Genomic DNA, 20,261 nt, shown 5'->3' with positions numbered 1-20,261 from the left:
TCGCCGCCGACGCGGGAGGCCGCGTGACGGCGGTGCACCGGTGTCCTTGCGCGTCTTCGCCATTGTGCGGCCGCGGCACGAAAGGGCTGCGGAGACTCCGTCGCCTCAGTGGCCGGGCGGTGCCGAGCGGCGGCGGCGGTGTGGGGACGTGTAGCCCAGCACCGCGGGGATCACGAGTCCGGCGGCGCACACGGCACCGGCGATCAGGTACTCCATGCCTCGAGTCTTACACGGGCGTCTCACCCGCGCGACCCCGGTAACTCACCCTCCTGATGTCCACCGGGCGGGGCTGGCATCCGTTTGCATCGTCGCTTCGCGGTCGGAGCGCGCACAACTCCTGCACACTCCGCACGCCACCCGCGCAACCACCGCCCGCTGCCACAACCCGCAGGAGTTATGCCGCGGAGCGGACGAACCACGTCGCCGCGCCGCGCCTGAGCCCCCTCAGCAGCGCGGGGGCTCAGGCGTCGAGCGCGGCCAGCAGATCGACCGGGCTCGCCTGGATCGGGTGAGGGCCCGCGATGTCGATGAACACGGTCGTGATCTCGTCGCGGTGGCGGTCGAGGAACGCGCGCAGCCACTGCGGCGACTGCAACGCGATGTGCGGAGGCAGAGTCTCGGGCTTGTGGGCGGCGTCGCTGAAGAGAAGCAGCGCGATCTCGCCGGTGTTCGGATCGCGGTAGGTCCACACCTCGCCGACGTCGCGGGGGTCGTCGGCGTCACCCGGGCGCATGAGCGGCACGACGGTGGGCCCATGCCTCAGGGCGAACGCGATCGCCGCCATGTCCTGCGTCTGCAGGGCGTCGGTGAGAGCGGTGTTCTTGAAGTCCACGTCGAGCTTCTTCCCCTTGCGCTTCTTGCCGCCGGCCATCCCCCGAGCCTAACCGCGGCGCCCCCGCCCTGTCGCTTCGGCGTAGATCGCCGAAACCCGAGCCCGCCTGGCCTCCTCCCCCCTGGCACGCTCCGGACCGCCACCCGACCGGGGCGCACCGAGTGCACCGGGGCGGTCATCGCGCGCCCCGGTGCACGGAACGCGCCCCGCTCGGCGCTCATCGCACACCCGGGTGCACCGATCGCGCCCCGGCGCGACGCTCATCGCACGCCCCACTCGCGGCGAGCCCGCGCTCCACCGAGAGCGGGCACCCCGGTCACTGCAAGATGAACGACACCGTCCCGGCGGACGGGATGCCGCCGATCGAGACGCTCAGGTGATACGTCGCGCCACCGCCGGGGGCGAACGGCCGCTCACCGTCGCACGAGCTGACCGACGACCGCGTGCGATCCCAGGTGAGGGGCGCCGCGCTCGTGACCTGCTGACCCGCGGCGAGTGTGACCTCCATGTCGCTGGGCTCGGTCTGGCAGTCGGTCGATCGCCACCACACGTCGGAACCGCTCGTGACGGTGAAGGACTGCGCGCTCGTGCCGACGTTCATCGTGCACGGGTTCGCCGACGTGTTGGTGAGGCGAATGGACAGCTGAGGATTCTCGCCCTGCCCGTACTCGCCCTTGTCGGCGACCGCCTCCACGGTGATGTCCGCGGGGCTGCACTCCACCGGACCGGCGGGCGCCGTCGGTGTCGGGGTGGCCGTGGGCGTGGGCGTCGGCGCGGACTCCGCCGCGGAGGGCGCGGGGGCAGACGAGCTCGTCACCGGCGACGGATCGGCCGCGGGGACGGAGCGCCACGGCGGCGCCGCGACGAGCCAGACGACGAGTCCGATCACGAGCAGCGCGAGGAGCGCGGCGGCAAGACGGCGTCGACGGTAGACCGCCGGGGACTGCCGCCGTCTGCGGGGGGCATCGGTCATCGTTCCAGCGTAGGCGGCGCCGCAGGGCGCTCGCGCCATGCCGCGCTCACAGGTGCTTGAGCATTCGCGTGTTGCCGAGCGTGTTCGGCTTCACGTGGGCGAGGTCGAGGAACTCCGCCACGCCTTCGTCGGGGCTCCGCACGAGCTGGGAGTACACGTCGGGGTCGACGATCTGCTCCCCGATGGGCGCGAATCCCCGGCGCGTGAAGAAGTCGACCTCGAAGGTGAGGCAGAACAGCCGCGTGACGCCGAGTTCGCGCGCGTTCTCCTCCAGCACCTCCACGATCGCGCGGCCCACCCCGTGGTGGAGCCAGTCCTCGTGCACGATGAGCGTGCGGATCTCGCCGAGGTCCTCCCACATGACGTGGAGGGCGCCGCAGCCGATGACCTCGCCGTCGACCTCGGCGACGACGAACTGCTGCACCGAGCCGTACAGCACCACGAGGTCCTTGCCGAGCAGGATGCGCTTCTGCACGAGCGGCTCGAGCAGTTCGTGGATGCGTCGGACGTCGCTGGTTCCGGCGGGGCGGACGACGAACGGCACGGCATCGGTCATCGTCCCAGCGTACGACGGGGGCCCGGATGCCATGGCATCCGGGCCCCCGTGGTGTTCCTTCGTCAGTTACCGGCGACGATGTCGGGCGTGGCCGCGATCTCTCCGGCCGTGCCGACGCCGATCGCGACCTTGTCGCCGCGGGGGCCGCTCTCGAAGGTGAACTGGCCGTTCTCGACGCCCACCTTGACGTGGTCGCCCGACTCGAGCTCTCCGTGCAGGATCTTCTCGCTGAGGCGGTCTTCCACCTCGCGCTGCATGGCGCGGCGCAGGGGACGGGCGCCGAGCGTCGGGTCGAAGCCGATCTCGATGAGCTTGTCCTTGGCGTCGTCCGACAGCTCGACGGTCATGTCGCGGTCGAGCAGGCGGTCGGCCAGGCGCTTGACGAACAGACCGACGATCTGGCGCAGCTCGTCCTTGTTCAGCTGCGGGAAGACGATGACGTCATCCACGCGGTTGAGGAACTCGGGCTTGAAGTGACGCTTGAGCTCCTCGTCGACCTTGCCCTTCATCCGCTCGTAGCTGGTCTGCGAGTTGCCCTCGACCTGGAAGCCGACGGGGCCACCGGCGATCGCCGACGAACCGAGGTTCGTCGTCATGATGATCACGGTGTTCTTGAAGTCGACCACGCGCCCCTGACCGTCGGTCAGACGGCCTTCCTCGAGGATCTGCAGGAGCGAGTTGAAGATGTCGGGGTGCGCCTTCTCGATCTCGTCGAACAGCACGACCGAGAACGGCTTGCGGCGCACCTTCTCGGTGAGCTGGCCGCCCTCTTCGAAGCCGACGAATCCCGGAGGGGCACCGAACAGACGCGAGACGGTGTGCTTCTCACCGAACTCCGACATGTCGAGGGAGATCAGCGCGCCCTCGTCGTCGAAGAGGAACTCGGCGAGCGCCTTGGCCAGCTCGGTCTTTCCGACGCCCGTGGGGCCGGCGAAGATGAACGAGCCGCTCGGGCGCTTCGGGTCCTTCAGACCCGCACGCTGACGACGGATCGTCCGCGACAGCGCCGCGATCGCCTCTTCCTGGCCGATGACCCGCTGGTGCAGGGCCTTCTCCATGAACATGAGGCGGCTGGACTCCTCCTCGGTGAGCTTGAACACCGGGATGCCGGTCGCCTGGGCGAGCACCTCGGCGATCAGGCCCTCGTCGACGACCGCGTGGGAGGCGACGTCGCCGGAGCGCCACTGCTTCTCGAGGCGCAGACGCTCGGCGAGGAGCGACTTCTCCTCGTCGCGCAGAGCCGCGGCCTTCTCGAAGTCCTGCTCCTCGGAGGCCTGCTCCTTCTGCTCGCGGACCTTGGCGATCTTCTCGTCGAACTCGCGCAGCTCGGGCGGGCTGGACAGGATCGACAGGCGCAGGCGTGCACCGGCCTCGTCGATCAGGTCGATCGCCTTGTCGGGCAGGAAGCGGTCGCTGATGTAGCGGTCGGCGAGGTTCGCCGCGGCCACGATCGCGCCGTCGGTGATCTGCACCTTGTGGTGCGCCTCGTAGCGGTCGCGCAGCCCCTTCAGGATGTTGATCGCGTGGGGCAGGCTCGGCTCGGCGACCTGGATCGGCTGGAAGCGGCGCTCGAGCGCGGCATCCTTCTCGAAGTGCTTGCGGTACTCGTCGAGCGTGGTGGCACCGATGGTCTGGAGCTCACCACGGGCGAGGAGGGGCTTGAGGATGGATGCCGCGTCGATCGCGCCCTCGGCGGCTCCCGCACCCACGAGGGTGTGGATCTCGTCGATGAAGACGATGATGTCGCCGCGCGTGCGGATCTCCTTGGTGACCTTCTTCAGGCGTTCCTCGAAGTCACCGCGGTAGCGGGAGCCGGCGATGAGGGAGCCGAGGTCGAGCGAGTAGACCTGCTTGTCCTTCAGAGTCTCGGGCACATCGCCCTTGACGATGGCCTGAGCGAGTCCTTCGACGACCGCCGTCTTTCCGACACCGGGCTCACCGATGAGGACGGGGTTGTTCTTGGAGCGGCGCGACAGGATCTGCATGACGCGCTCGATCTCCTTCTCGCGCCCGATGACGGGGTCGAGCTTGTTGTCGCGCGCGGCCTGCGTGAGGTTGCGACCGAACTGGTCGAGCACGGCCGAGCCGCCCTGCGCGCCCGAGGACTGCTGCTCGCCGGCGCCGGTGGCGACGCCCGCGGGCTCCTTGCCCTGGTAGCCCGACAGGAGCTGGATGACCTGCTGGCGCACCTTGTTCAGGTCGGCGCCGAGCTTGACGAGCACCTGAGCCGCGACGCCCTCACCCTCGCGGATGAGGCCGAGCAGGATGTGCTCCGTGCCGATGTAGTTGTGGCCGAGCTGAAGGGCCTCGCGCAGCGACAGCTCCAGCACCTTCTTCGCGCGCGGCGTGAAGGGGATGTGACCGGTCGGCTGCTGCTGGCCCTGGCCGATGATGTCCTGCACCTGCTCGCGCACGGCATCGAGCGAGATGCCGAGGGACTCGAGCGCCTTGGCGGCGACGCCTTCTCCCTCGTGGATGAGGCCGAGGAGAATGTGCTCGGTCCCGATGTAGTTGTGGTTGAGCATCTTCGCCTCTTCTTGGGCGAGCACAACCACGCGACGGGCACGGTCGGTGAATCTCTCGAACATCCTCAGTCCCTCCAGGAATGGGCTGACAGGCACGCCTCCGCGCGCCGTACATCGAGAGTAACCAGCGGTCGGATGCCACGGACGCGTGTTCGCCGTGGGCATACCCGGCGCACGGGCGGACTTGTGCACCCCATCGACATTCGATAACTTATCGACAACCGATAACAACGACTTTCGATAAGGACTCTGTCATGACATCCCCCCGTCCGACCACCCGCATCCTCTCCCGCGGTGACACCGTCGGGTTCCTCTTCTTCATCGTGCTCGGCGCGGGACTGGCCGTCTGGGCGGTCGTGCACAGCGTCATCACGATCGTGCAGGCCCTCCCCAACCGCGATGTGCCGGTGGCACTGCCCTTCCTCGACACCGTCGCCCAGGCACCACTCGGCCCCGACGGCGCCCCCGTCCCCGTCGAACTCGGGAGCGGAGTCCTCGTCGCCCCGGAGCTGCCGATCGCGTCGCTGTGGGCACTGGTCATCGCCGAGGTACTCTTCGCCACAGTGGTGGTGGCCGTCGTCGTGCTGTTGCTCCTGCTCACCGCCGACATCCTGCGCGGCCGCATCTTCAGCAAGCGCAACACCGGCATCGTCACGACGGTCGGAATCGTCGCCCTGGTGGGGTTGGCCGGGGTGCCGTTCTTCCGCAACATGGTCGCCAACGGCGCCCTCGCCTGGATCTCCGACTACACCTACGAGCGGGGGCTGGTGCAGACCATCGACCTTCCCGTGCTCTTCGGAGCCGCGTTCATCGCCGCCCTCGCGGGCACCGTGTTCTCGGTCGGCGACCGTCTGCAGCGTGACACGGAGGGTCTCGTATGAGCCCGGCGACCGATGACGACGGGCCCAGCGGCATCCACTGTCGACTCGACGAGCTGCTCACCGAGCGGGGGATGACGCTGACCCGGCTGAGCGAACTGGTCGGGGTCAGCATCGTCAACCTGTCGGTGCTCAAGAACGACCGGGCTCGAGCAATCCGCTACTCCACACTCGCCGCGATCTGCCGCGCGCTGGACTGCGAAGTCGGTGACCTCCTGGTGGTACAGGAGTAGGTGGCCGCCGCCCGGCGCGGGAGCGCGTTCAGCGCCCGAGCAGCGGGATGGGTCCGTCGGAGGCGACGTTTCCGCCGACCAGCGTCAGTTCCACGGGCCCTTCCGCGACGATCCCGGTGAGATCGGCGAGGGTCACGCGGGGGGCGAGGTCCATGGTGCAGACCTGGTCGGCGGGTGGATCGGCGAACGTCACGACGGCGCCGCCCTCAGCAGAGGTCACGGCCTCGACCTGGGGGCGGCATCCCGAACTCCCCCACGTGAGGATCGCCGCGAGGCCATCACCGGCCCAGCCGGCGCTCGGCGCGAACTCGGCCACGGGGGCCGGGGCGGATCCGAGGGCTTCGAGCGAGGCGGAGGCCGTGACCGCCCCCGTGACCGCGACGTCGAGACCCGTCGACGGGTCGACGCCCTGCGGAAGCGGAACGTACGTCGCCCGCGGTGCCATGTCTCTCGTGCAGGGCCCGTCGGTGGTGTCGATGAGCTCGACGGTGAGCGTGCCGGCGTCGAGCGCAGACTCCCCCGCCGCCGGCACACACGAGGAACTTCCCCACGTCACGACGGCGACACCGCGGCCCGCATCGAGCCACGCGACGCGCGCCTCCGCCTGCTCGGTGGACGCCGTGGCGTCCGGCGTCTCCTCGGGCGCCGAGGCGGGCCCAGTCGCGCATCCGACGAAGACACCGACGGACAGGATGCCAAGGCCCGCCAGGGCGAAGAGCGAACGACGCGTCATGGGGTCCTCCGGTGGGGTATGCGGGCGGCGCTCACTGCAGCGCCGAGGTGAGCCGCGCGAGGTTGTCGAGGATCGTCGAGCGCAGCGGTTGGCGTCGCCACTCCTCGATCGTCAACTCGCGGCTGAGGGTGCGGTAGACGTCTTCGACGCGACGCATGTCGCTGACGAACTCCTCACCGCGCACGAGCATCGAGATCTCGAGATTCAGACCGAACGACCGCATGTCCATGTTGCTGGAGCCGATCACCGCGACCTCGTCGTCGATGGTCAGGCTCTTGCTGTGCAAGATGAAGGGTTTGCGGTACATCCAGATCTTGACTCCGGCGTGCAGCAGCGCTTCGTAGTAGCTGCGCTGCGCGTGATACACCATCGCCTGGTCGCCCTCTTCCGAGACGAAGAGCTCGACGTGCACGCCTCGCTGACAGGCGGTCGTGATGGCGAGTAGAAGCGCCTCGTCGGGGACGAAGTAAGGGCTGACGATGATGATGCGTTCGCGAGCGTTGAAGAGCAGTCCCAGGAAGAGCTTCAGGTTGTTCTGGAAGTCGAAGCCGGGGCCGGACGGAACGATCTGACAATCGAGGTCGCCGGGGCCCGACTCGACGCTGAACAGATCGATCTCGTCGGCCAGGGTCTCGTCGGTCTCGCTGTACCAATCGCTGAGGAACACCGCGTTGACGCTAGCGACGACCGGCCCCTCCACCCGGACCATCAGATCGACCCAGTGCAGCCCCCGTCGGATGTTCTTGCGCAGGTTGTACGACGAGTCGGTGACGTTCTGCGAACCCATGAACGCGACATCGCCGTCGATGACCAGCAGCTTGCGGTGGTTGCGCAGGTCAGGGCGCTGATAGCGCCCGCGCAGAGGCTGGACCGGAAGCAGCAGATGCCAGTGCGCGCCCATCCTTTCGAGGCGGCGCAGGGTCTGCCGGTAGAAGGGCTTGCCACGGTTGGCCCAGTGGTCGAGCAGAACGCGCACCACCACGCCTCGGGCGGCGACCTCTTCGAGCGCGCGGAAGAAGTTGTCGGTCGACGCGTCGGACTGGAGGATGTAGAACTCGACGTGCACGTACCGCTGCGCACGGCGGATCTCGTCGGCCATCGCGTCCAGGCTCTCCTGGTAGTCGGCGATGAGGGTCGCGGCGTTGTCGCCGGCGATGGGCATGGCGCCGAGGTTCCTGTTCAGACGCACCAGGGCGCGGAACCAGTCGGGCGCGTGGGGCCGCAGGGTGCCGAAGTCGAGCGACGCGCTCGTGTCGTGGATGTACCGGTTGATGTCGGCTTGCTTGCGACGGCGTTTGCGCGGCAGACGCGGGTTGCCGATCAGGAGGAAAAGGAACACCCCGACGAACGGGATGAAGTAGATCGCCAGCAACCACGCCATCGCCGCGGTCGGACGACGGTTGCGCGGCACGATGATGACGGCCGCGATGCGCACGACGAGATCGATGACGAACAGTGCGATGACGAGCCAACTCGCCTCGAACGTGGTATCGATCACGGGGCCTCCTGCGCGGGATGTCCCCTCAGCGTAGTGACCGGGCCCGACACTCGCGGACGCTGGGCTCAGCGAGCAGTGGTGTCCGAGGCGGGGAGACCGCGCTTGGCGCGCTCCTGGGCCTCGATGCGCGCGTACGCCTTCCGCTCGGTGCGGTCCATCCGGATCACGCTCCGCAGGATGAAGAAGAAGGCCGCCGAGACCACGATGGTCGGCAGGATCGCCCACAGCACGGCAGCCCACATGTTGTCCACACCTCAAGGATACGTGCGCCGCCTGAACGCCGGGCGGGAAGGTGCCCCTTCTCCCCCGTGCGGCATTCACCCGGATCCTCCACCGATGTCTCCCCGCGGCTCTCGACGGCCACCCCGGCTCGGCCAGGCTCGTCGCCATGTCAACGATCGTCCGCGCCACCTCTCCGGCCGAGTTCCTCGCTCTCGTCCCCCATCTCCTCGGTTGCACGCCCCGGAACAGCCTCGCTCTCGTGACCTTCGCCGGGGGCCGGTCGCTGGGCGCCCTGCGGATCGACCTCCCCGGTCCGGACGCGGTCTCCGACATCGAGAACGTCGCCGCGACCGTCATCGGAATGGCGTGCAAGGTGCCCCGGACGGATGCCATCGCCGCCGTCGTGTACACGGAGACGAAGCTGGCGGATGCCGAGGCCGCCCCGCATCACCCGCTCGTCGAGGCCCTGCTGGCGCGAGCGGACATCTGCGGCCTGCGCGTGCAGGATGCCCTGATCGTCGGATCCGACGGGTGGGACAGCCTCCTCGCTCCCGGTGTGGACGGCGCGCGGTCGCTCGACGAGATCGCTCCCCTTCCGCACCTGCCGGCGGACGGCGAGATCGAAAGCGACCAGTTCGCGGCGGCGCAACTGCCCGCCGTTCCCCCCGCAGAGGCGACCGCGGTCCACCGCCTCCTGACGGACGCAGCGCACCTGTTATCACCCGAGGGGGAGCGCCGGCGGCTGCCCGGCCGTCGGCACGCCGCTGCCGAGGCGGTCGCCGAGGACCTCGCCGACCCGCCGGCCCTCTTCGAGACATTCCTTGATCCGGCGACTCCTCCCGATGTTCCGCGGATCGCGGCGGTCTCGTTCTGTCTGCAACGCGCCGTCCTGCGGGACGTGGCGTTGGTGCAGGCCGTCGGCGACCTCGCCACGGGCGACGCCGCTTACGCCGTCCTGTGCGCGTACGCCGACGGCCGACCGCTACCCGCAGAAATCGGCCGGCTGATGTGCGGGGAAGGAACGCGCCCCGACCCGCCTCGGCTGCTCCGTGCGCTCGAGCGCTGTCGCCGCGTGGCCGCGGCGACACCGCGCGCGGGCCGGGCGGGCCCCCTGGCCGCCTGCGCATGGCTCGCCTGGGCCACCGGACGATCCACCCACGCCGCGGTGTACGCGACGCAAGCGCTCGCTATCGATCCTCACCACGGCCTCGCCGAGATCGTGCGGACGATGACCGATCAGGGACGCGTGCCCGAGTGGCTGTTCGACCCCCGGCCGATCACTTCACCAGGGGAAACAGGATCGTCTCGCGGATCCCGAGCCCGGTGATGGCCATGAGCAGCCGGTCGATTCCCATGCCCATACCCCCCGTCGGAGGCATCCCGTGCTCGAGCGCGCGCAGGAACTCCTCGTCGATGGGCATCGCCTCGTCATCGCCGCGCGCCGCCAGCTTCGCCTGCTCGGTGAACCGTTCCCGCTGGATGACCGGGTCGACCAGCTCTGAGTACCCCGTGGCCAGTTCGAAGCCCCGCACGTACAGGTCCCACTTCTCGACCACGCCCGCGACGGAGCGATGCTCACGGACCAGGGGGCTCGTGTCGACGGGGAAGTCCATGACGAACGTCGGACGCGTCAGCCCTCCCTTGACGAAGTGCTCCCACAGCTCCTCGACCCACTTGCCATGCGTCTCGTGAGCGGGGGCGTCCACTCCCGATTCCGCACCGAAGGCGCGCAGTTCGTCGAGAGTCGTCTCGGGAGTGATGGAACGGCCCGCGGCCTCGGACAGCGAGCCGTACATCGAGATGCGATCCCACTCCCCGCCCAGGTCGTACTCGGTGCCGTCCGCCCACGTCACGGTCGTCGAACCGGCCACGGCGACCGCGGCGTCCTGGATAAGGGTCTGGGTGAGGTCGGCGATGCCGTTGTAGTCGGTGTACGCCTGGTACGCCTCGAGCATCGCGAACTCGGGACTATGCGTGGAGTCTGCGCCCTCGTTCCGGAAGTTCCGGTTGATCTCGAACACGCGGTCGATACCACCGACGACGGCGCGCTTGAGGAACAGCTCCGGAGCGATACGCAGGTACAGGTCGGCGTCGAAGGCGTTGGAGTGGGTGATGAACGGGCGGGCGCTCGCGCCACCGTGCTGCACCTGAAGCATCGGGGTCTCGACCTCGACGAAGTCGCGCTCGGCGAAGGTGCGACGGAGGCTCGCGTTCACCTTGGCGCGCGCCAACACGGTCTCGCGGGCGCGGTCGCGGACGATGAGATCGAGGAACCGGCTGCGCACGCGGCTTTCCTCGCTCAACTCCGAGTACATGTTCGGCAGGGGCAGGACGGCCTTGGCGGCGATCGCCCAGTCCGACACCATGATCGACAGCTCACCGCGGCGGCTCGAGATCACTTCGCCCGAAACGAACACGTGATCGCCGAGGTCGACGATCTCCTTCCACGCCTGGAGAGAGTCCTCGCCCACATTCGCCAGCGACACCATCGCCTGAATGCGACTGCCGTCCCCCGACTGCAGGGAGGCGAAACAGAGCTTGCCGGTGTTGCGGCTGAAGACCACACGGCCCGCCACGCCGACGGTGATGCCGGTCTCGGCTCCCGCCTCAAGGTCACCGAAGCGCGCGCGCAGGTCGGGGATCGTGTCGGTCACGGGAACGGTGACCGGGTACGGCCCGCCGGCCGCGTCCGGCCGCTCCTGCAGCAGGCGCTCCCGCTTGGCGAGTCGGACCGCCTTCTGCTCGAAGACGTCGTCTTCGGTGGGTTCGGCGTCGTTCGCGGGCGCGTCGGTCATCGTGAAGGCTCCTCGGGGTCTCCACGAGTTTATCCGCGCGGCGCCGCCGCCTCTCCCGGTGCGACCGCGGGGTGCCGAGCGGGAGCGATCAGGGTGGAACCGTCAGGCGATGGCCTCCGCCAGGAGTGCCTCGGCCGCCGCCCGGGGTTTCGACGACCGCCGCCCGCGGCCTCAGCTCAGCGAGATCTCCGCGTTGTCGATGAATCGGTGCCCGCCGACGGTGGCGGCGATCAGCGCGATCGCGCGCCCGCGGTGTCCATCGTCGACGGGAAGGAACGTCTCGGGGTCGACGACCGAGAGATACTCCAGGGTGATCCGGGACTCTCCCATCAGCGAGGACTGCGCCGCGGCGATGCACGCGTCCACGCCCCGATCGGCGTTGGATGCCGCGGCATCCAACGCTCCCGTGAGCTTCGTCGCGGCGCGGCGGTCGGCCTCATCCAAAAGCCCCACGCGACTGGAGACCGGCAGACCGTCTTCGGCGCGGACCGTGGGGACCAGGACCGTTTCGATGCCGAAGTCGAGATCGCGGATCATGCGCCGGACGAGGAAGGCCCTCTGCAGGTCGCGCTCACCGTAGACGGCGAGGTCGGGGCGGATCAGGTGGAACAGCTTCGCCTCCACCGTCAGGACGCCGTCGAAGTAGAACGGGCGCACCCGCCCCTCGTACCTCAACCCCAGATCGCCCGCGGACACGCGCGTAGTCGCGGTACCCGCGGGCAGGAAGTCGGCTGCCGCGGGGGCGAAGACGACGTCGATGCCCAGTTCGTCGAGCAAGTCGGCATCCGCGTCGGGCGTGCGAGGGTTCGCGGCCGTCTCGTCCGCGGTACGGAAGCGCAGGGGGTTGACGAACGTCGACACCACCACGACGTCGGCGCGCTCACGAGCTGCGCGAATGAGATCGACGTGACCGTCGTGCAGGGCCCCGAGCGTGGAGACGAGAGCAACGCGCGCGGCACCGCCCGGTCGATCTTCGTCTCTGACCTCGGCCAACCGGGTACGCAGACCGTCGATGGTGCGGATCATCCGTCGATCGTAGCGTCGGGCGGAACGGTGTCCGACGCCGTCGGTCCGGCTCCCTCGATGAGAGCCTGGTCGACGCTCGAACGCACCAGCGCCGAGAGGTACGCCCCCGTGTTCTCGACGCCCACCCCCGCCAGTAGCGTCGCCGACTGGCGCACGATCGAACGGGAGAACTGCGTCGCCGTCTCCACCGCCTCCGCGTATGCGATGCGGTCCGCCTCGGCGATCACCACGGGCTCGCAACCGAGCTCGACGGCGAGGGCTTGCGCGATCGGCAGCACGGGGCCCGGCGCGGTGACGGCGGCGTACGCCTGCGCGAGCTGGCGCAGGTCGATCGACGATGCCCCGGTGAAGACGATCGCCGGATGGATGGCGAGAGGAATCGCTCCGCGCTGCAATGCCGGCGTGAGTACCTCGACGCCGTACGCCGGGTCGGTGTGCAGGACGAGCTGTCCCGGCTGCCACGCGCCGAGGTCCGCCAGCCCTGCCACCAGTCCGGGCAGCTGGTCGTGCGGGACCGCGATGACCACGAGCTCACTGCGGCGCACGACCTCCTCCGGCGACAGCACAGGGAGCCCGGGCAGGATCGCCTCGACCCGGTCGTCGTCCGACCCGGACGTGATGCCGGTCAGCGCGTGGCCCGCGCCGGCCAGGGCTGCACCGATAACCGGCCCGACGCGCCCCGCCCCGATGATGCCGACCCCGAGCCGGCCGTCGCGACCGCCGCTCATCCGGCCCACCGGTGGCTGCGGTCGCCCGCCGCGGCGCCGATCGTGGCCCGCGTGGTGTCCTCGAACAACGCCACGGCGTCGTCACGGTCGAGAGCCCCCACCGACGTCTGCACCGCCCCCGCGATGACGTGCGCGGCGAGAGTGGCCGTCCGAGTCGCGCGAGCGAGAGGCCCCTGTTGCACGCCCACCGACTGCAGGCGCGCCAGCGGCACGACCGTGAGTGTTCGTCGCGCCCATCCCCGCCGAAGGAAGAGGGCATCCGCCGTGAGCACCGCACCATTGCGCCGCCACGACAAGGGGCGCAGCAGACGCACCCGCCGCGGCGTGATCACGTAGGGGTCGTCATCGGCCGGGCCAAGGATGCCGTGGCGGAACACGTACGTCCATTCCTCCGGTGGCAGCGCCGGGGCGAGAATGCGCAGAACCTTCTCGACATCGTCGCGCGTACCGATGGGCAGCACCGCGGCGAACAGGTCGGCACTGGAATCCGTGGAGCCGCGGCCGGAAAGGCGGTTGATCGAAATGCTCCACCACCCGAACGGACGCCACAGCAACGGCTGGTGCACCTCGATCGCGTGCACGCGTCCGGGAGGCACCACCTCGCTGATCGTCGTGAAGAGGCCGAAGGTCAAGCGCACGCCGTCGGCACTCGGGGCGATCGAGTAACGGAGTCCGCGTGCGATCGAGCGGACGTAGTAGGCCCCGAAGGCCAGGAAGGCGGGCACCACCGTGAACAGCAGCCACACCGTCGACAGCGCCGCCGCCACGGCGATCACGACGACGAGTCCAACGAGCATGATGGTCGACCCGCTCAGCACCCGTGAGGCCACGAGTCGACCGAGCGGGATACGCACGATGCTCTCCGGCTCGGCATCCGAGATGTCCTCACCGTCGACGATGCCCTGGATACCGGCCGCGACCGCGTCAGCCGCCTTGCGCACGGGCGAACCCGACGCTCCCGGCGCGACGCCCCGCTCCGCGAGGCGACGACCGGATGCCAGCCGGAGGATGTCACCGCGAACCGTCTCGGCGGCATTGGCCGAGAGGTACTCGAGCTTCACGTTCGAGTCCAGCCCGGCGCCGACCACTTCGAGCTTCGCCAAGCCGAGGAGGCGAGCCACCATCGGGCGCGTGAGGTTGACCCCCTGCACACGATCCAGCGGCGCGCGGCGGTGCGTGCGGAAGAGAACTCCCGAACGGACTTCGACGTCGTCGTCGCTGATGCGGAAAGTGTGGAACCGCCACGACAGTCGGAATGCGACGAGCAGCACGACCAGCACCACCAGGGCGCCACCTGCCGCGAGAAGGATCAGGTTGTTCGAGAAGAGGAAATCGACGGGGTCCGGCGGGAGGACGCCGGGCGGCAGGTCCGTCACCGAGGGGAGGAAGAACTCGAGCAGACGTTCGCGCATATTCGCGATGATGACGCCGACGATCACGAGGAGGAACAGTCCACCCCGCAACAGCGGCGTGAGGGGGTGCAGGCGCTGCCACTCGCCATCGCTCAGCGGCGAGCGCACGAGAGCTCGGGCCGGCGAGTCAGCGGCGACACCCGGCGATGGGGCGGTGCCCGCGACCGAGTCAGCGGCAAGGCCGGGCGTCGGAACGGTGCCCGCGACCGAGTCAGCGGCAAGGCCGGGCGTCGGAACGGTGTCCGCGACGGAGTCAGCGGCGACACCGGGCGCTGGAACGGTCTCCGCGACCGAATCGGCGGTCGGCGGCTTCCACGCCGGATCCGGCGCCGAGCCTGCCCCGGCCGGCGCCCGGCCCGACGCCGCGGCCGCCCCGGCCTCAGCCCCGCCCGCCCCGGTCTCGGCCGCCTCGCTCTCGCGCCGGTTCGCCTGCGAGGCGTCGGCGCCGTTGGCGTCGCGCTCCGACCACGTCGGCTCGCTCACAGCCCGGTCCGGCGGGTCTCGGCGACATCGATGAGGGTGTCACGCAGTTGCTCGGCCGCGCGCTGCGTCAGGCCCGGGATCGTGACGCCCGACGACGCTGCGGCGGTGACGAGCTTGAGCTGGGCGATCCCGAAGCCGCGGTCAAGCGGACCATGGGTGATGTCGACGAGCTGCATTCGTCCATACGGAACCGCCACCACCCGCTGCCACAGGATGCCGCGACGGAAGACCAGATCATCGCGCCGAAGCTGATACCCGAAGGAGCGGGCCTGCCGCGGCGTGATGACGATGCCGATCGCGGTGACCAGCAGGATGACGCCGACCGGGATCCACTGCCACGTCACGCCGGTGATGAGCTGAGCGACGATGGCCGCCGCCAGCACCAGCAGGAACACCGCGCCCTGTGAGATGAGCTGCACCCTCACATAAGCGCGGGCCAGCTGGTGCCACGTGCCGTCGCCGAGCGGCAGGCGCCCGGAACCGCGCGGCTCGAGAATGCGGTCGTAGGTGGCGTCGTCGAGGACGGAGGCCGCGGACTCAGCCGACGGTGGGACCGGCGTCGGGCGCTCCGGCAGATCCGGGGTGTTCGTCATCGTCGTCCTTCCGGATGGTGCACAACTGCTCGGCCACGAGTCCCGCGACGACGAGGGCGGCACCGCACACGGCCGTCGCGATGATCGACCCCAACGAGCCTAGCGACGGAGTGAACGGACGTGTGAAGACGAAGCCCAGCAGCCCCAGCGCGAAACCGGTCGATGCGGCACCGAGGATCGACGAAGCCTTCGCGAGCATCGCGATCCGCAGCGCCCGGAAGGGGTCGATGCGACGATCGCTGCGGCCCCGTGAGGCACGGAAAACCGGAACGGCGACCACGACGACGACCGCGCCCAGCAGCGCCAGAATGGTCGGGAGACTCGCCGCCGGTACGAACGTCGGCCGCCCCGTCGAGGTGAGGGCGGTGTCGAGCAGGAACCCGACCACGGCGCCGACGAGTGCCGCCACGACGAGGATCGTCACTCCCGTCCGCTTCACGATGCGCCGTCCTCGAGCCCGGCCAACAGGGCGTCGACCCGACCACGGCCGGGGATGATGGCATCCGGATCCACGTCCAGCCACGGCCGGAGGACGAATGCGCGTTCGTGCGCGCGCGGATGCGGCACAGTCAATCGTTCGTCGTCGATCCGCTCGTCGCCGTAGGCGATGAGGTCCAGATCGAGAGTGCGATCCCCCCACCGCTCGCGGCGCACTCGCCCGTGGTCGCTCTCGATGCGGTGCAGCTGGTCGAGAAGCGTCGCCGGCGCCAGGCGGGTCTGCAGCAGCGCGACGGCGTTCAAGTAGCGGGGCGCGTTCTCGTCCTCACCGCTGAGCGTGAGGGCGACCGTCTCGATCGGGGCGGACACCCGCACGTCGGTCGTCAGCGGCAATCGGCGCAGGGCCGCGACGGCGGCGTCGAGGGTCTCGGCCCGCGCGCCCAGGTTCGCGCCGAGAGCCACGACCGCGGACACGGGACGATCCGCGGGGGGATCGCCGATGCCGTGCGCGAGACGCACGCTCATGCGCGACCCCGCCGGATCGTCACCGACACGTCACCGAAAGGCACGGTGATCGGCGCCTGCGGCTTGTGCACCGTCACCGTCACCAGCATGACGCGCTCGTCGGCGAGCACGTCGTCCGCGATGCGTTGTGCGACGGTCTCGAGCAGGTCGGCCGGGTCGCCCTGCACGATCGCGACGATGCGCTCGGCGAGTTCGCCGTAGTGCACGGTGTCGCGAACGTCGTCGGACTCCGCCGCCGGACGCAGCGAGAGCTGGAGGACGACGTCCACGACGAAGTCCTGCCCCTCACGCTTCTCCTCGGGGTACACGCCGTGGAATCCGTGCGCGCGCACCCCCGTCAGGGTGATCTCATCGGCGAAGTCCATCAGGCCTCCCAGGCGCGGGCGACGGCGAGCGCGTCGCGAGTGGTCGGGATGTCGTGCACGCGCACCGCCCACGCCCCGGCACGAAACGCCAGGACGCTCGTCACGGCGGTGGCGAGATCGCGGCGCGTGAGGTCGGCGTCCTCGCCGATCGCCTCGCCGAGGAAGCGTTTGCGGCTCGTTCCCACCAGAACACGACAGCCGAGGTCGATTACACGCGGCAGCCCACGCAACGTCTGCCAGTTCTGCGCCCCGCGCTTGCCGAAGCCGATGCCCGGGTCCACGACGATCCGTGCGCGGGAGATGCCCGCCGCCTCGGCTCGCGCGATGCGCTCCCCCAGTTCCGCGGTCACCTCCGCCGCCACGTCGCCGTAGTCGGCGCGCGCGTACATCTCGGACGAGGGTCCACGCCAATGACCGAGAGCGATGTCGGCATCGGTCTCGGCGACGGCAGAGAGCATCTCGGCGTCGGCGAGGCCGCCGGACACGTCGTTGACGAGCGCCGCACCGGCTGCGACGGCGGCGCGCGCCGTCGACGCGTTCATCGTGTCGATGCTGACGACCAGGCCCTCGGATGCCAGGGCCTCGACGACCGGGAGGACGCGCTGCTGCTCGACCCTCGGCGCCACTCGCTCCGCCCCCGGCCGGGTCGACTCGCCACCCACGTCGAGGATGTCCGCACCCTGTTCGTGGAGATGGCGAGCGTGGGCGATGGCCGCGTCGGGATCGAGGAAGCGGCCGCCGTCGCTGAACGAGTCGGGGGTGACGTTGACGATCCCCATCACGAGCGTCACGGGCGGCTCCGACCGATCAGAGCGACCAGCTCCCCGCGCGCGACGGGGTCGGTGTAGACGCCGCGCGCGGCGATCGTCACGGTCGAGGCGTCGGGCTGACGCCCGCCCCGCATCGTGACGCACTCGTGCTCGGCGTCCAGGACGACGAGCACGCCCCGCGCATCGAGGGCACCGGCGATCGTGTCGGCGACCTGCTCACCGAGACGCTCCTGCACCTGCGGGCGAGCGGCCAGGATGTCGATGACGCGGGGAAGCGCGCCGAGCCCCACGACCTCTTCACCCGGCAGATACGCCACGTGGGCGTGGCCCCGGAAGGGGAGCAGGTGGTGCTCGCACATCGAGCGGAAGGCGATGTCGCGCAGCATCACCGCCCCGGAGGGCAACGTGTCGGGCGCCGGGCCGCGGCTCACCGAGATGGTGTGCTGCAGGGGCGCACCGGCATCCTGTCCCACTCCGCCGAAGAACTCGGTCCAGGAGTCCGCCACCCGCGCCGGGGTCTGCCGCAGCCCGGGGCGATCGGGATCCTCACCGATCGCCTCGAGCAGCTGGCGTACGAGCGCGGACACGCGCTCCCGGTCGACGGCCACGGGGCCTTACGCGGTGGCCGGACGCGTCTGTCCGCTCGGCCGGCGCTGCGGCTGGGCCGCGGTCTGCGCGTCGGCCTCGACGGACGCGGCCACGCCCGCGGGGGCCTGGCGGCGCGGAACCTCCACCGGGGGCAGGGTCGACACCGGGCGGTCGCCCGACGACAGCCACTGCGGGCGCGGGGGAAGACGCTTGACGTCCTTGAAGATCTCGGCGAGCTCGAGGTGGTCGAGCGTCTCCTTCTCGAGGAGAGCGAGCGCGAGACGGTCGAGGACCTCGCGGTTGTCGTTGATGACCTGGTACGCCTCGTTGTGCGCCTGCTCGATGAGCGCACGCACCTGCGCGTCGACGCGCTCGGCGATGCGCTCGGAGAAGTCGCGGCCGTGACCCATGTCGCGCCCCATGAAGACCTCGCCCGACGACGATCCGAGCTTGACCGGGCCGACGTCGGTGGTCATGCCGTACTCGGTGACCATCTTCCGGGCGATGCTCGTGGCCTTCTCGATGTCGTTGGAGGCTCCGGTCGTCGGGTCGTGGAAGACGATCTCCTCCGCGACGCGACCACCCATGGCGTACGTCAGCTGGTCCTGCAGCTCGTTGCGCGTCACGGAGTACTTGTCGTCGAGCGGCAGCACCATCGTGTAGCCGAGGGCCTTGCCGCGCGGGAGGATCGTGACCTTGGTCACCGGGTCGGTGTGGTTCATCGCCGCCGCCGCGAGCGCGTGTCCGCCCTCGTGGTACGCCGTGATGAGCTTCTCCTTCTCCCTCATCACACGCGTCCGGCGCTGCGGGCCGGCGATGACGCGGTCGATCGCCTCGTCGAGAGCGCGGTTGTCGATGAGCTGCGCGTTGGAACGCGCGGTCAGCAGCGCGGCCTCGTTGAGAACGTTGGCCAGGTCGGCGCCGGTGAATCCGGGCGTCTTCCGAGCCACGACCTCGAGGTCGACGGAGTCCGACAGCGGCTTGCCGCGACCGTGCACCTCGAGGATGCGCTGGCGTCCCTTGAGGTCGGGAGCGTCGACACCGATCTGGCGGTCGAAGCGCCCCGGACGCAGAAGCGCGGGGTCGAGGATGTCGGGGCGGTTCGTCGCCGCGATGACGATGACGTTGACCTTGGGGTCGAAGCCGTCCATCTCGACGAGCATCTGGTTCAGAGTCTGCTCGCGTTCGTCGTGACCGCCGCCCATACCGGCACCGCGGTGGCGCCCGACGGCGTCGATCTCGTCGATGAAGATGATCGCGGGCGAGTTCTCCTTGGCCTGGTTGAAGAGGTCGCGCACGCGGCTCGCGCCGACGCCGACGAACATCTCGACGAAGTCCGACCCCGAGATCGAGTAGAAGGGCACGCCCGCCTCCCCCGCGACAGCGCGAGCGAGGAGGGTCTTGCCGGTTCCGGGAGGGCCGTACAGCAGCACGCCCTTCGGGATGCGCGCACCGACCTCTTCGAACTTCTTCGGGTCCTTGAGGAATTCCTTGATCTCCTCGAGCTCTTCGATCGCCTCGTCCGAGCCCGCGACGTCCTGGAAGGTCACGGTGGGCGTCTCTTTCGTCACGAGCTTCGCCCGCGACTTGCCGAACTGCATCACCTTGCTGCCGCCGCCCTGGGCGCTGGAAAGCAACCACCAGAACAGCAGACCGAGCAGCACCAGGGGCAGGATCAGCGAGAGGAACCCGTCGAACCAGCTGGGGCGCGGCACGACGTCGTTGAACCCGTCGGCCGGTGCGGCCGTGTCGATCGCGGTCGCCACCTCGGCGGCCCGCGCCGTGCTGTAGTAGAACTGCACGGTCTCGGCGCCCTCGTACGGCTGCGAGAGCTTGAGATCGACGCGCTGGTCGACGTCGTTGGTCGTCGCCTGGGACACCGTGCTGCCCTTGAGCAGCTCGAGGCCCTCCTGGGTCGAGATCTGGCGTGCCCCGCTGAGGTTGGAGATCAGCGAGAAACCGATGACCAGAAGCAGACCGACCAGCAGAACGTAGATGATCGGATTGCGCGTGATCTTCTTGAAATTCATGGTGGGCGAGCCCAGCCCTTTCGTGATCCGCCCGGAAGAAGCGGTGGCAATCAGGGTA

21 protein-coding genes are annotated in these 20,261 nt (G+C 69.6%); 3 read left to right on the top strand and 18 right to left on the bottom strand.

The features are described 5' to 3' along the window. Positions 1-460: 460 nt before the first annotated feature. The 4 genes from P5G46_RS10575 to P5G46_RS10560 form a co-directional block, all read right to left on the bottom strand. Positions 461-871 (bottom strand): dehydrogenase, encoded by a 411-nt coding sequence (locus P5G46_RS10575; protein ID WP_239275865.1) that lies wholly within the window; start codon positions 869-871, stop codon positions 461-463. Positions 872-1,148: 277 nt separating this feature from the next. Then, positions 1,149-1,805, bottom strand: coding sequence for a hypothetical protein (locus P5G46_RS10570; protein ID WP_375094817.1), 657 nt, complete (start codon positions 1,803-1,805; stop codon positions 1,149-1,151). 46 nt (positions 1,806-1,851) lie between these two features. Continuing rightward, positions 1,852-2,361, bottom strand: a complete 510-nt coding sequence (locus P5G46_RS10565) for an amino-acid N-acetyltransferase (protein ID WP_375094818.1) — start codon at positions 2,359-2,361, stop codon at positions 1,852-1,854. A 62-nt stretch (positions 2,362-2,423) separates the two neighbouring features. After that, positions 2,424-4,949, bottom strand: coding sequence for an ATP-dependent Clp protease ATP-binding subunit (locus P5G46_RS10560; RefSeq protein ID WP_239275870.1), 2,526 nt, complete (start codon positions 4,947-4,949; stop codon positions 2,424-2,426). A 191-nt stretch (positions 4,950-5,140) separates the two neighbouring features. Between P5G46_RS10560 and P5G46_RS10555 the strand changes: the two genes are divergently transcribed. Together P5G46_RS10555 and P5G46_RS10550 are read left to right on the top strand one after the other, a co-directional pair. Further along, on the top strand, positions 5,141-5,767 hold the full coding sequence (locus P5G46_RS10555; RefSeq protein ID WP_375094819.1) for a hypothetical protein: 627 nt from the start codon (positions 5,141-5,143) through the stop codon (positions 5,765-5,767). After that, the gene (locus P5G46_RS10550) at positions 5,764-5,997 is read left to right on the top strand and encodes a helix-turn-helix domain-containing protein (protein WP_239275874.1); all 234 of its coding nucleotides are present in this window, start codon (positions 5,764-5,766) and stop codon (positions 5,995-5,997) included. The genes P5G46_RS10555 and P5G46_RS10550 overlap by 4 nt, the downstream gene beginning before the upstream one ends. Before the next feature lie 28 nt (positions 5,998-6,025). On the opposite strand, the gene P5G46_RS10545 is transcribed toward P5G46_RS10550, so the two are convergent. From P5G46_RS10545 to P5G46_RS10535, 3 genes are all read right to left on the bottom strand, one after another. Continuing rightward, a complete protein-coding gene (locus P5G46_RS10545; protein ID WP_375094820.1) occupies positions 6,026-6,730 on the bottom strand; it encodes a hypothetical protein in 705 nt (234 codons plus the stop codon). Positions 6,731-6,761: 31 nt separating this feature from the next. Then, positions 6,762-8,225, bottom strand: a complete 1,464-nt coding sequence (cls, locus tag P5G46_RS10540; RefSeq protein WP_374204591.1) for a cardiolipin synthase — start codon at positions 8,223-8,225, stop codon at positions 6,762-6,764. A gap of 68 nt (positions 8,226-8,293) precedes the next feature. After that, positions 8,294-8,479, bottom strand: coding sequence for an olfactory receptor family 2 protein (locus P5G46_RS10535; RefSeq protein ID WP_239275880.1), 186 nt, complete (start codon positions 8,477-8,479; stop codon positions 8,294-8,296). A gap of 137 nt (positions 8,480-8,616) precedes the next feature. Between P5G46_RS10535 and P5G46_RS10530 the strand changes: the two genes are divergently transcribed. Then, positions 8,617-9,777 carry a DUF4192 family protein gene (locus P5G46_RS10530; protein ID WP_239275882.1) on the top strand — a complete coding sequence of 387 codons (1,161 nt, stop codon included), beginning with the start codon at positions 8,617-8,619 and terminating at the stop codon, positions 9,775-9,777. Here P5G46_RS10530 and lysS read toward each other — a convergent pair. The 11 genes from lysS to ftsH all read right to left on the bottom strand — a co-directional run bounded on the left by lysS (position 9,728) and on the right by ftsH (position 20,203). Then, complete coding sequence (gene lysS / locus P5G46_RS10525) at positions 9,728-11,245, bottom strand: lysine--tRNA ligase (RefSeq protein ID WP_239275884.1); 1,518 nt, start codon at positions 11,243-11,245, stop codon at positions 9,728-9,730. The genes P5G46_RS10530 and lysS overlap by 50 nt on opposite strands. A 171-nt stretch (positions 11,246-11,416) precedes the next feature. Then, complete coding sequence (gene panC, locus P5G46_RS10520) at positions 11,417-12,271, bottom strand: pantoate--beta-alanine ligase (protein ID WP_408905679.1); 855 nt, start codon at positions 12,269-12,271, stop codon at positions 11,417-11,419. Beyond that, positions 12,268-12,999, bottom strand: coding sequence for a DUF2520 domain-containing protein (locus P5G46_RS10515; RefSeq protein ID WP_239275888.1), 732 nt, complete (start codon positions 12,997-12,999; stop codon positions 12,268-12,270). The genes panC and P5G46_RS10515 overlap by 4 nt, the downstream gene beginning before the upstream one ends. Beyond that, positions 12,996-14,894, bottom strand: a complete 1,899-nt coding sequence (locus P5G46_RS10510) for a PH domain-containing protein (RefSeq protein WP_239275890.1) — start codon at positions 14,892-14,894, stop codon at positions 12,996-12,998. The genes P5G46_RS10515 and P5G46_RS10510 overlap by 4 nt, the downstream gene beginning before the upstream one ends. Then, a complete protein-coding gene (locus P5G46_RS10505) occupies positions 14,891-15,487 on the bottom strand; it encodes a PH domain-containing protein (RefSeq protein ID WP_375094824.1) in 597 nt (198 codons plus the stop codon). The genes P5G46_RS10510 and P5G46_RS10505 overlap by 4 nt, the downstream gene beginning before the upstream one ends. Further along, complete coding sequence (locus P5G46_RS10500) at positions 15,432-15,926, bottom strand: DUF3180 domain-containing protein (protein ID WP_239275894.1); 495 nt, start codon at positions 15,924-15,926, stop codon at positions 15,432-15,434. Before P5G46_RS10500 ends, P5G46_RS10505 begins: the two co-directional genes overlap by 56 nt. Further along, on the bottom strand, positions 15,923-16,450 hold the full coding sequence (gene folK / locus P5G46_RS10495) for a 2-amino-4-hydroxy-6-hydroxymethyldihydropteridine diphosphokinase (RefSeq protein ID WP_239275896.1): 528 nt from the start codon (positions 16,448-16,450) through the stop codon (positions 15,923-15,925). Before folK ends, P5G46_RS10500 begins: the two co-directional genes overlap by 4 nt. Further along, positions 16,447-16,815: a dihydroneopterin aldolase gene (gene folB / locus P5G46_RS10490; protein ID WP_239275898.1), complete on the bottom strand. Its 369-nt coding sequence runs from the start codon at positions 16,813-16,815 to the stop codon at positions 16,447-16,449. The genes folK and folB overlap by 4 nt, the downstream gene beginning before the upstream one ends. Continuing rightward, positions 16,815-17,606 carry a dihydropteroate synthase gene (folP, locus tag P5G46_RS10485; protein WP_239275900.1) on the bottom strand — a complete coding sequence of 264 codons (792 nt, stop codon included), beginning with the start codon at positions 17,604-17,606 and terminating at the stop codon, positions 16,815-16,817. The genes folB and folP overlap by 1 nt, the downstream gene beginning before the upstream one ends. Then, positions 17,603-18,193 (bottom strand): GTP cyclohydrolase I, encoded by a 591-nt coding sequence (gene folE / locus P5G46_RS10480; RefSeq protein ID WP_239275902.1) that lies wholly within the window; start codon positions 18,191-18,193, stop codon positions 17,603-17,605. Before folE ends, folP begins: the two co-directional genes overlap by 4 nt. Positions 18,194-18,199: 6 nt before the next feature. Next, a complete protein-coding gene (gene ftsH, locus P5G46_RS10475) occupies positions 18,200-20,203 on the bottom strand; it encodes an ATP-dependent zinc metalloprotease FtsH (protein ID WP_408905678.1) in 2,004 nt (667 codons plus the stop codon). Positions 20,204-20,261 lie beyond the last annotated feature (58 nt).

The organism is Microbacterium mcarthurae (assembly GCF_046064585.1).
GTDB classification, from domain to species: domain Bacteria; phylum Actinomycetota; class Actinomycetes; order Actinomycetales; family Microbacteriaceae; genus Microbacterium; species Microbacterium mcarthurae.
Note: the sequence above shows the minus strand (reverse complement) of the source record. Positions and strands in the feature narration are given on the sequence as shown.

Excerpts from the sequence above, each read along its gene's own strand:
- P5G46_RS10575 (WP_239275865.1), bottom strand. The coding sequence starts at position 871 with ATGGCCGGCGGCAAGAAGCGCAAGGGGAAGAAGCTCGACGTGGACTTC.
- P5G46_RS10570 (WP_375094817.1), bottom strand. The coding sequence starts at position 1,805 with ATGACCGATGCCCCCCGCAGACGGCGGCAGTCCCCGGCGGTCTACCGT.
- P5G46_RS10565 (WP_375094818.1), bottom strand. The coding sequence starts at position 2,361 with ATGACCGATGCCGTGCCGTTCGTCGTCCGCCCCGCCGGAACCAGCGAC.
- P5G46_RS10560 (WP_239275870.1), bottom strand. The coding sequence starts at position 4,949 with ATGTTCGAGAGATTCACCGACCGTGCCCGTCGCGTGGTTGTGCTCGCC.
- P5G46_RS10555 (WP_375094819.1), top strand. The coding sequence starts at position 5,141 with ATGACATCCCCCCGTCCGACCACCCGCATCCTCTCCCGCGGTGACACC.
- P5G46_RS10550 (WP_239275874.1), top strand. The coding sequence starts at position 5,764 with ATGAGCCCGGCGACCGATGACGACGGGCCCAGCGGCATCCACTGTCGA.
- P5G46_RS10545 (WP_375094820.1), bottom strand. The coding sequence starts at position 6,730 with ATGACGCGTCGTTCGCTCTTCGCCCTGGCGGGCCTTGGCATCCTGTCC.
- P5G46_RS10530 (WP_239275882.1), top strand. The coding sequence starts at position 8,617 with ATGTCAACGATCGTCCGCGCCACCTCTCCGGCCGAGTTCCTCGCTCTC.
- lysS (WP_239275884.1), bottom strand. The coding sequence starts at position 11,245 with ATGACCGACGCGCCCGCGAACGACGCCGAACCCACCGAAGACGACGTC.
- panC (WP_408905679.1), bottom strand. The coding sequence starts at position 12,271 with ATGATCCGCACCATCGACGGTCTGCGTACCCGGTTGGCCGAGGTCAGA.
- P5G46_RS10515 (WP_239275888.1), bottom strand. The coding sequence starts at position 12,999 with ATGAGCGGCGGTCGCGACGGCCGGCTCGGGGTCGGCATCATCGGGGCG.
- P5G46_RS10505 (WP_375094824.1), bottom strand. The coding sequence starts at position 15,487 with ATGACGAACACCCCGGATCTGCCGGAGCGCCCGACGCCGGTCCCACCG.
- folK (WP_239275896.1), bottom strand. The coding sequence starts at position 16,450 with ATGAGCGTGCGTCTCGCGCACGGCATCGGCGATCCCCCCGCGGATCGT.
- folB (WP_239275898.1), bottom strand. The coding sequence starts at position 16,815 with ATGGACTTCGCCGATGAGATCACCCTGACGGGGGTGCGCGCGCACGGA.
- ftsH (WP_408905678.1), bottom strand. The coding sequence starts at position 20,203 with ATGAATTTCAAGAAGATCACGCGCAATCCGATCATCTACGTTCTGCTG.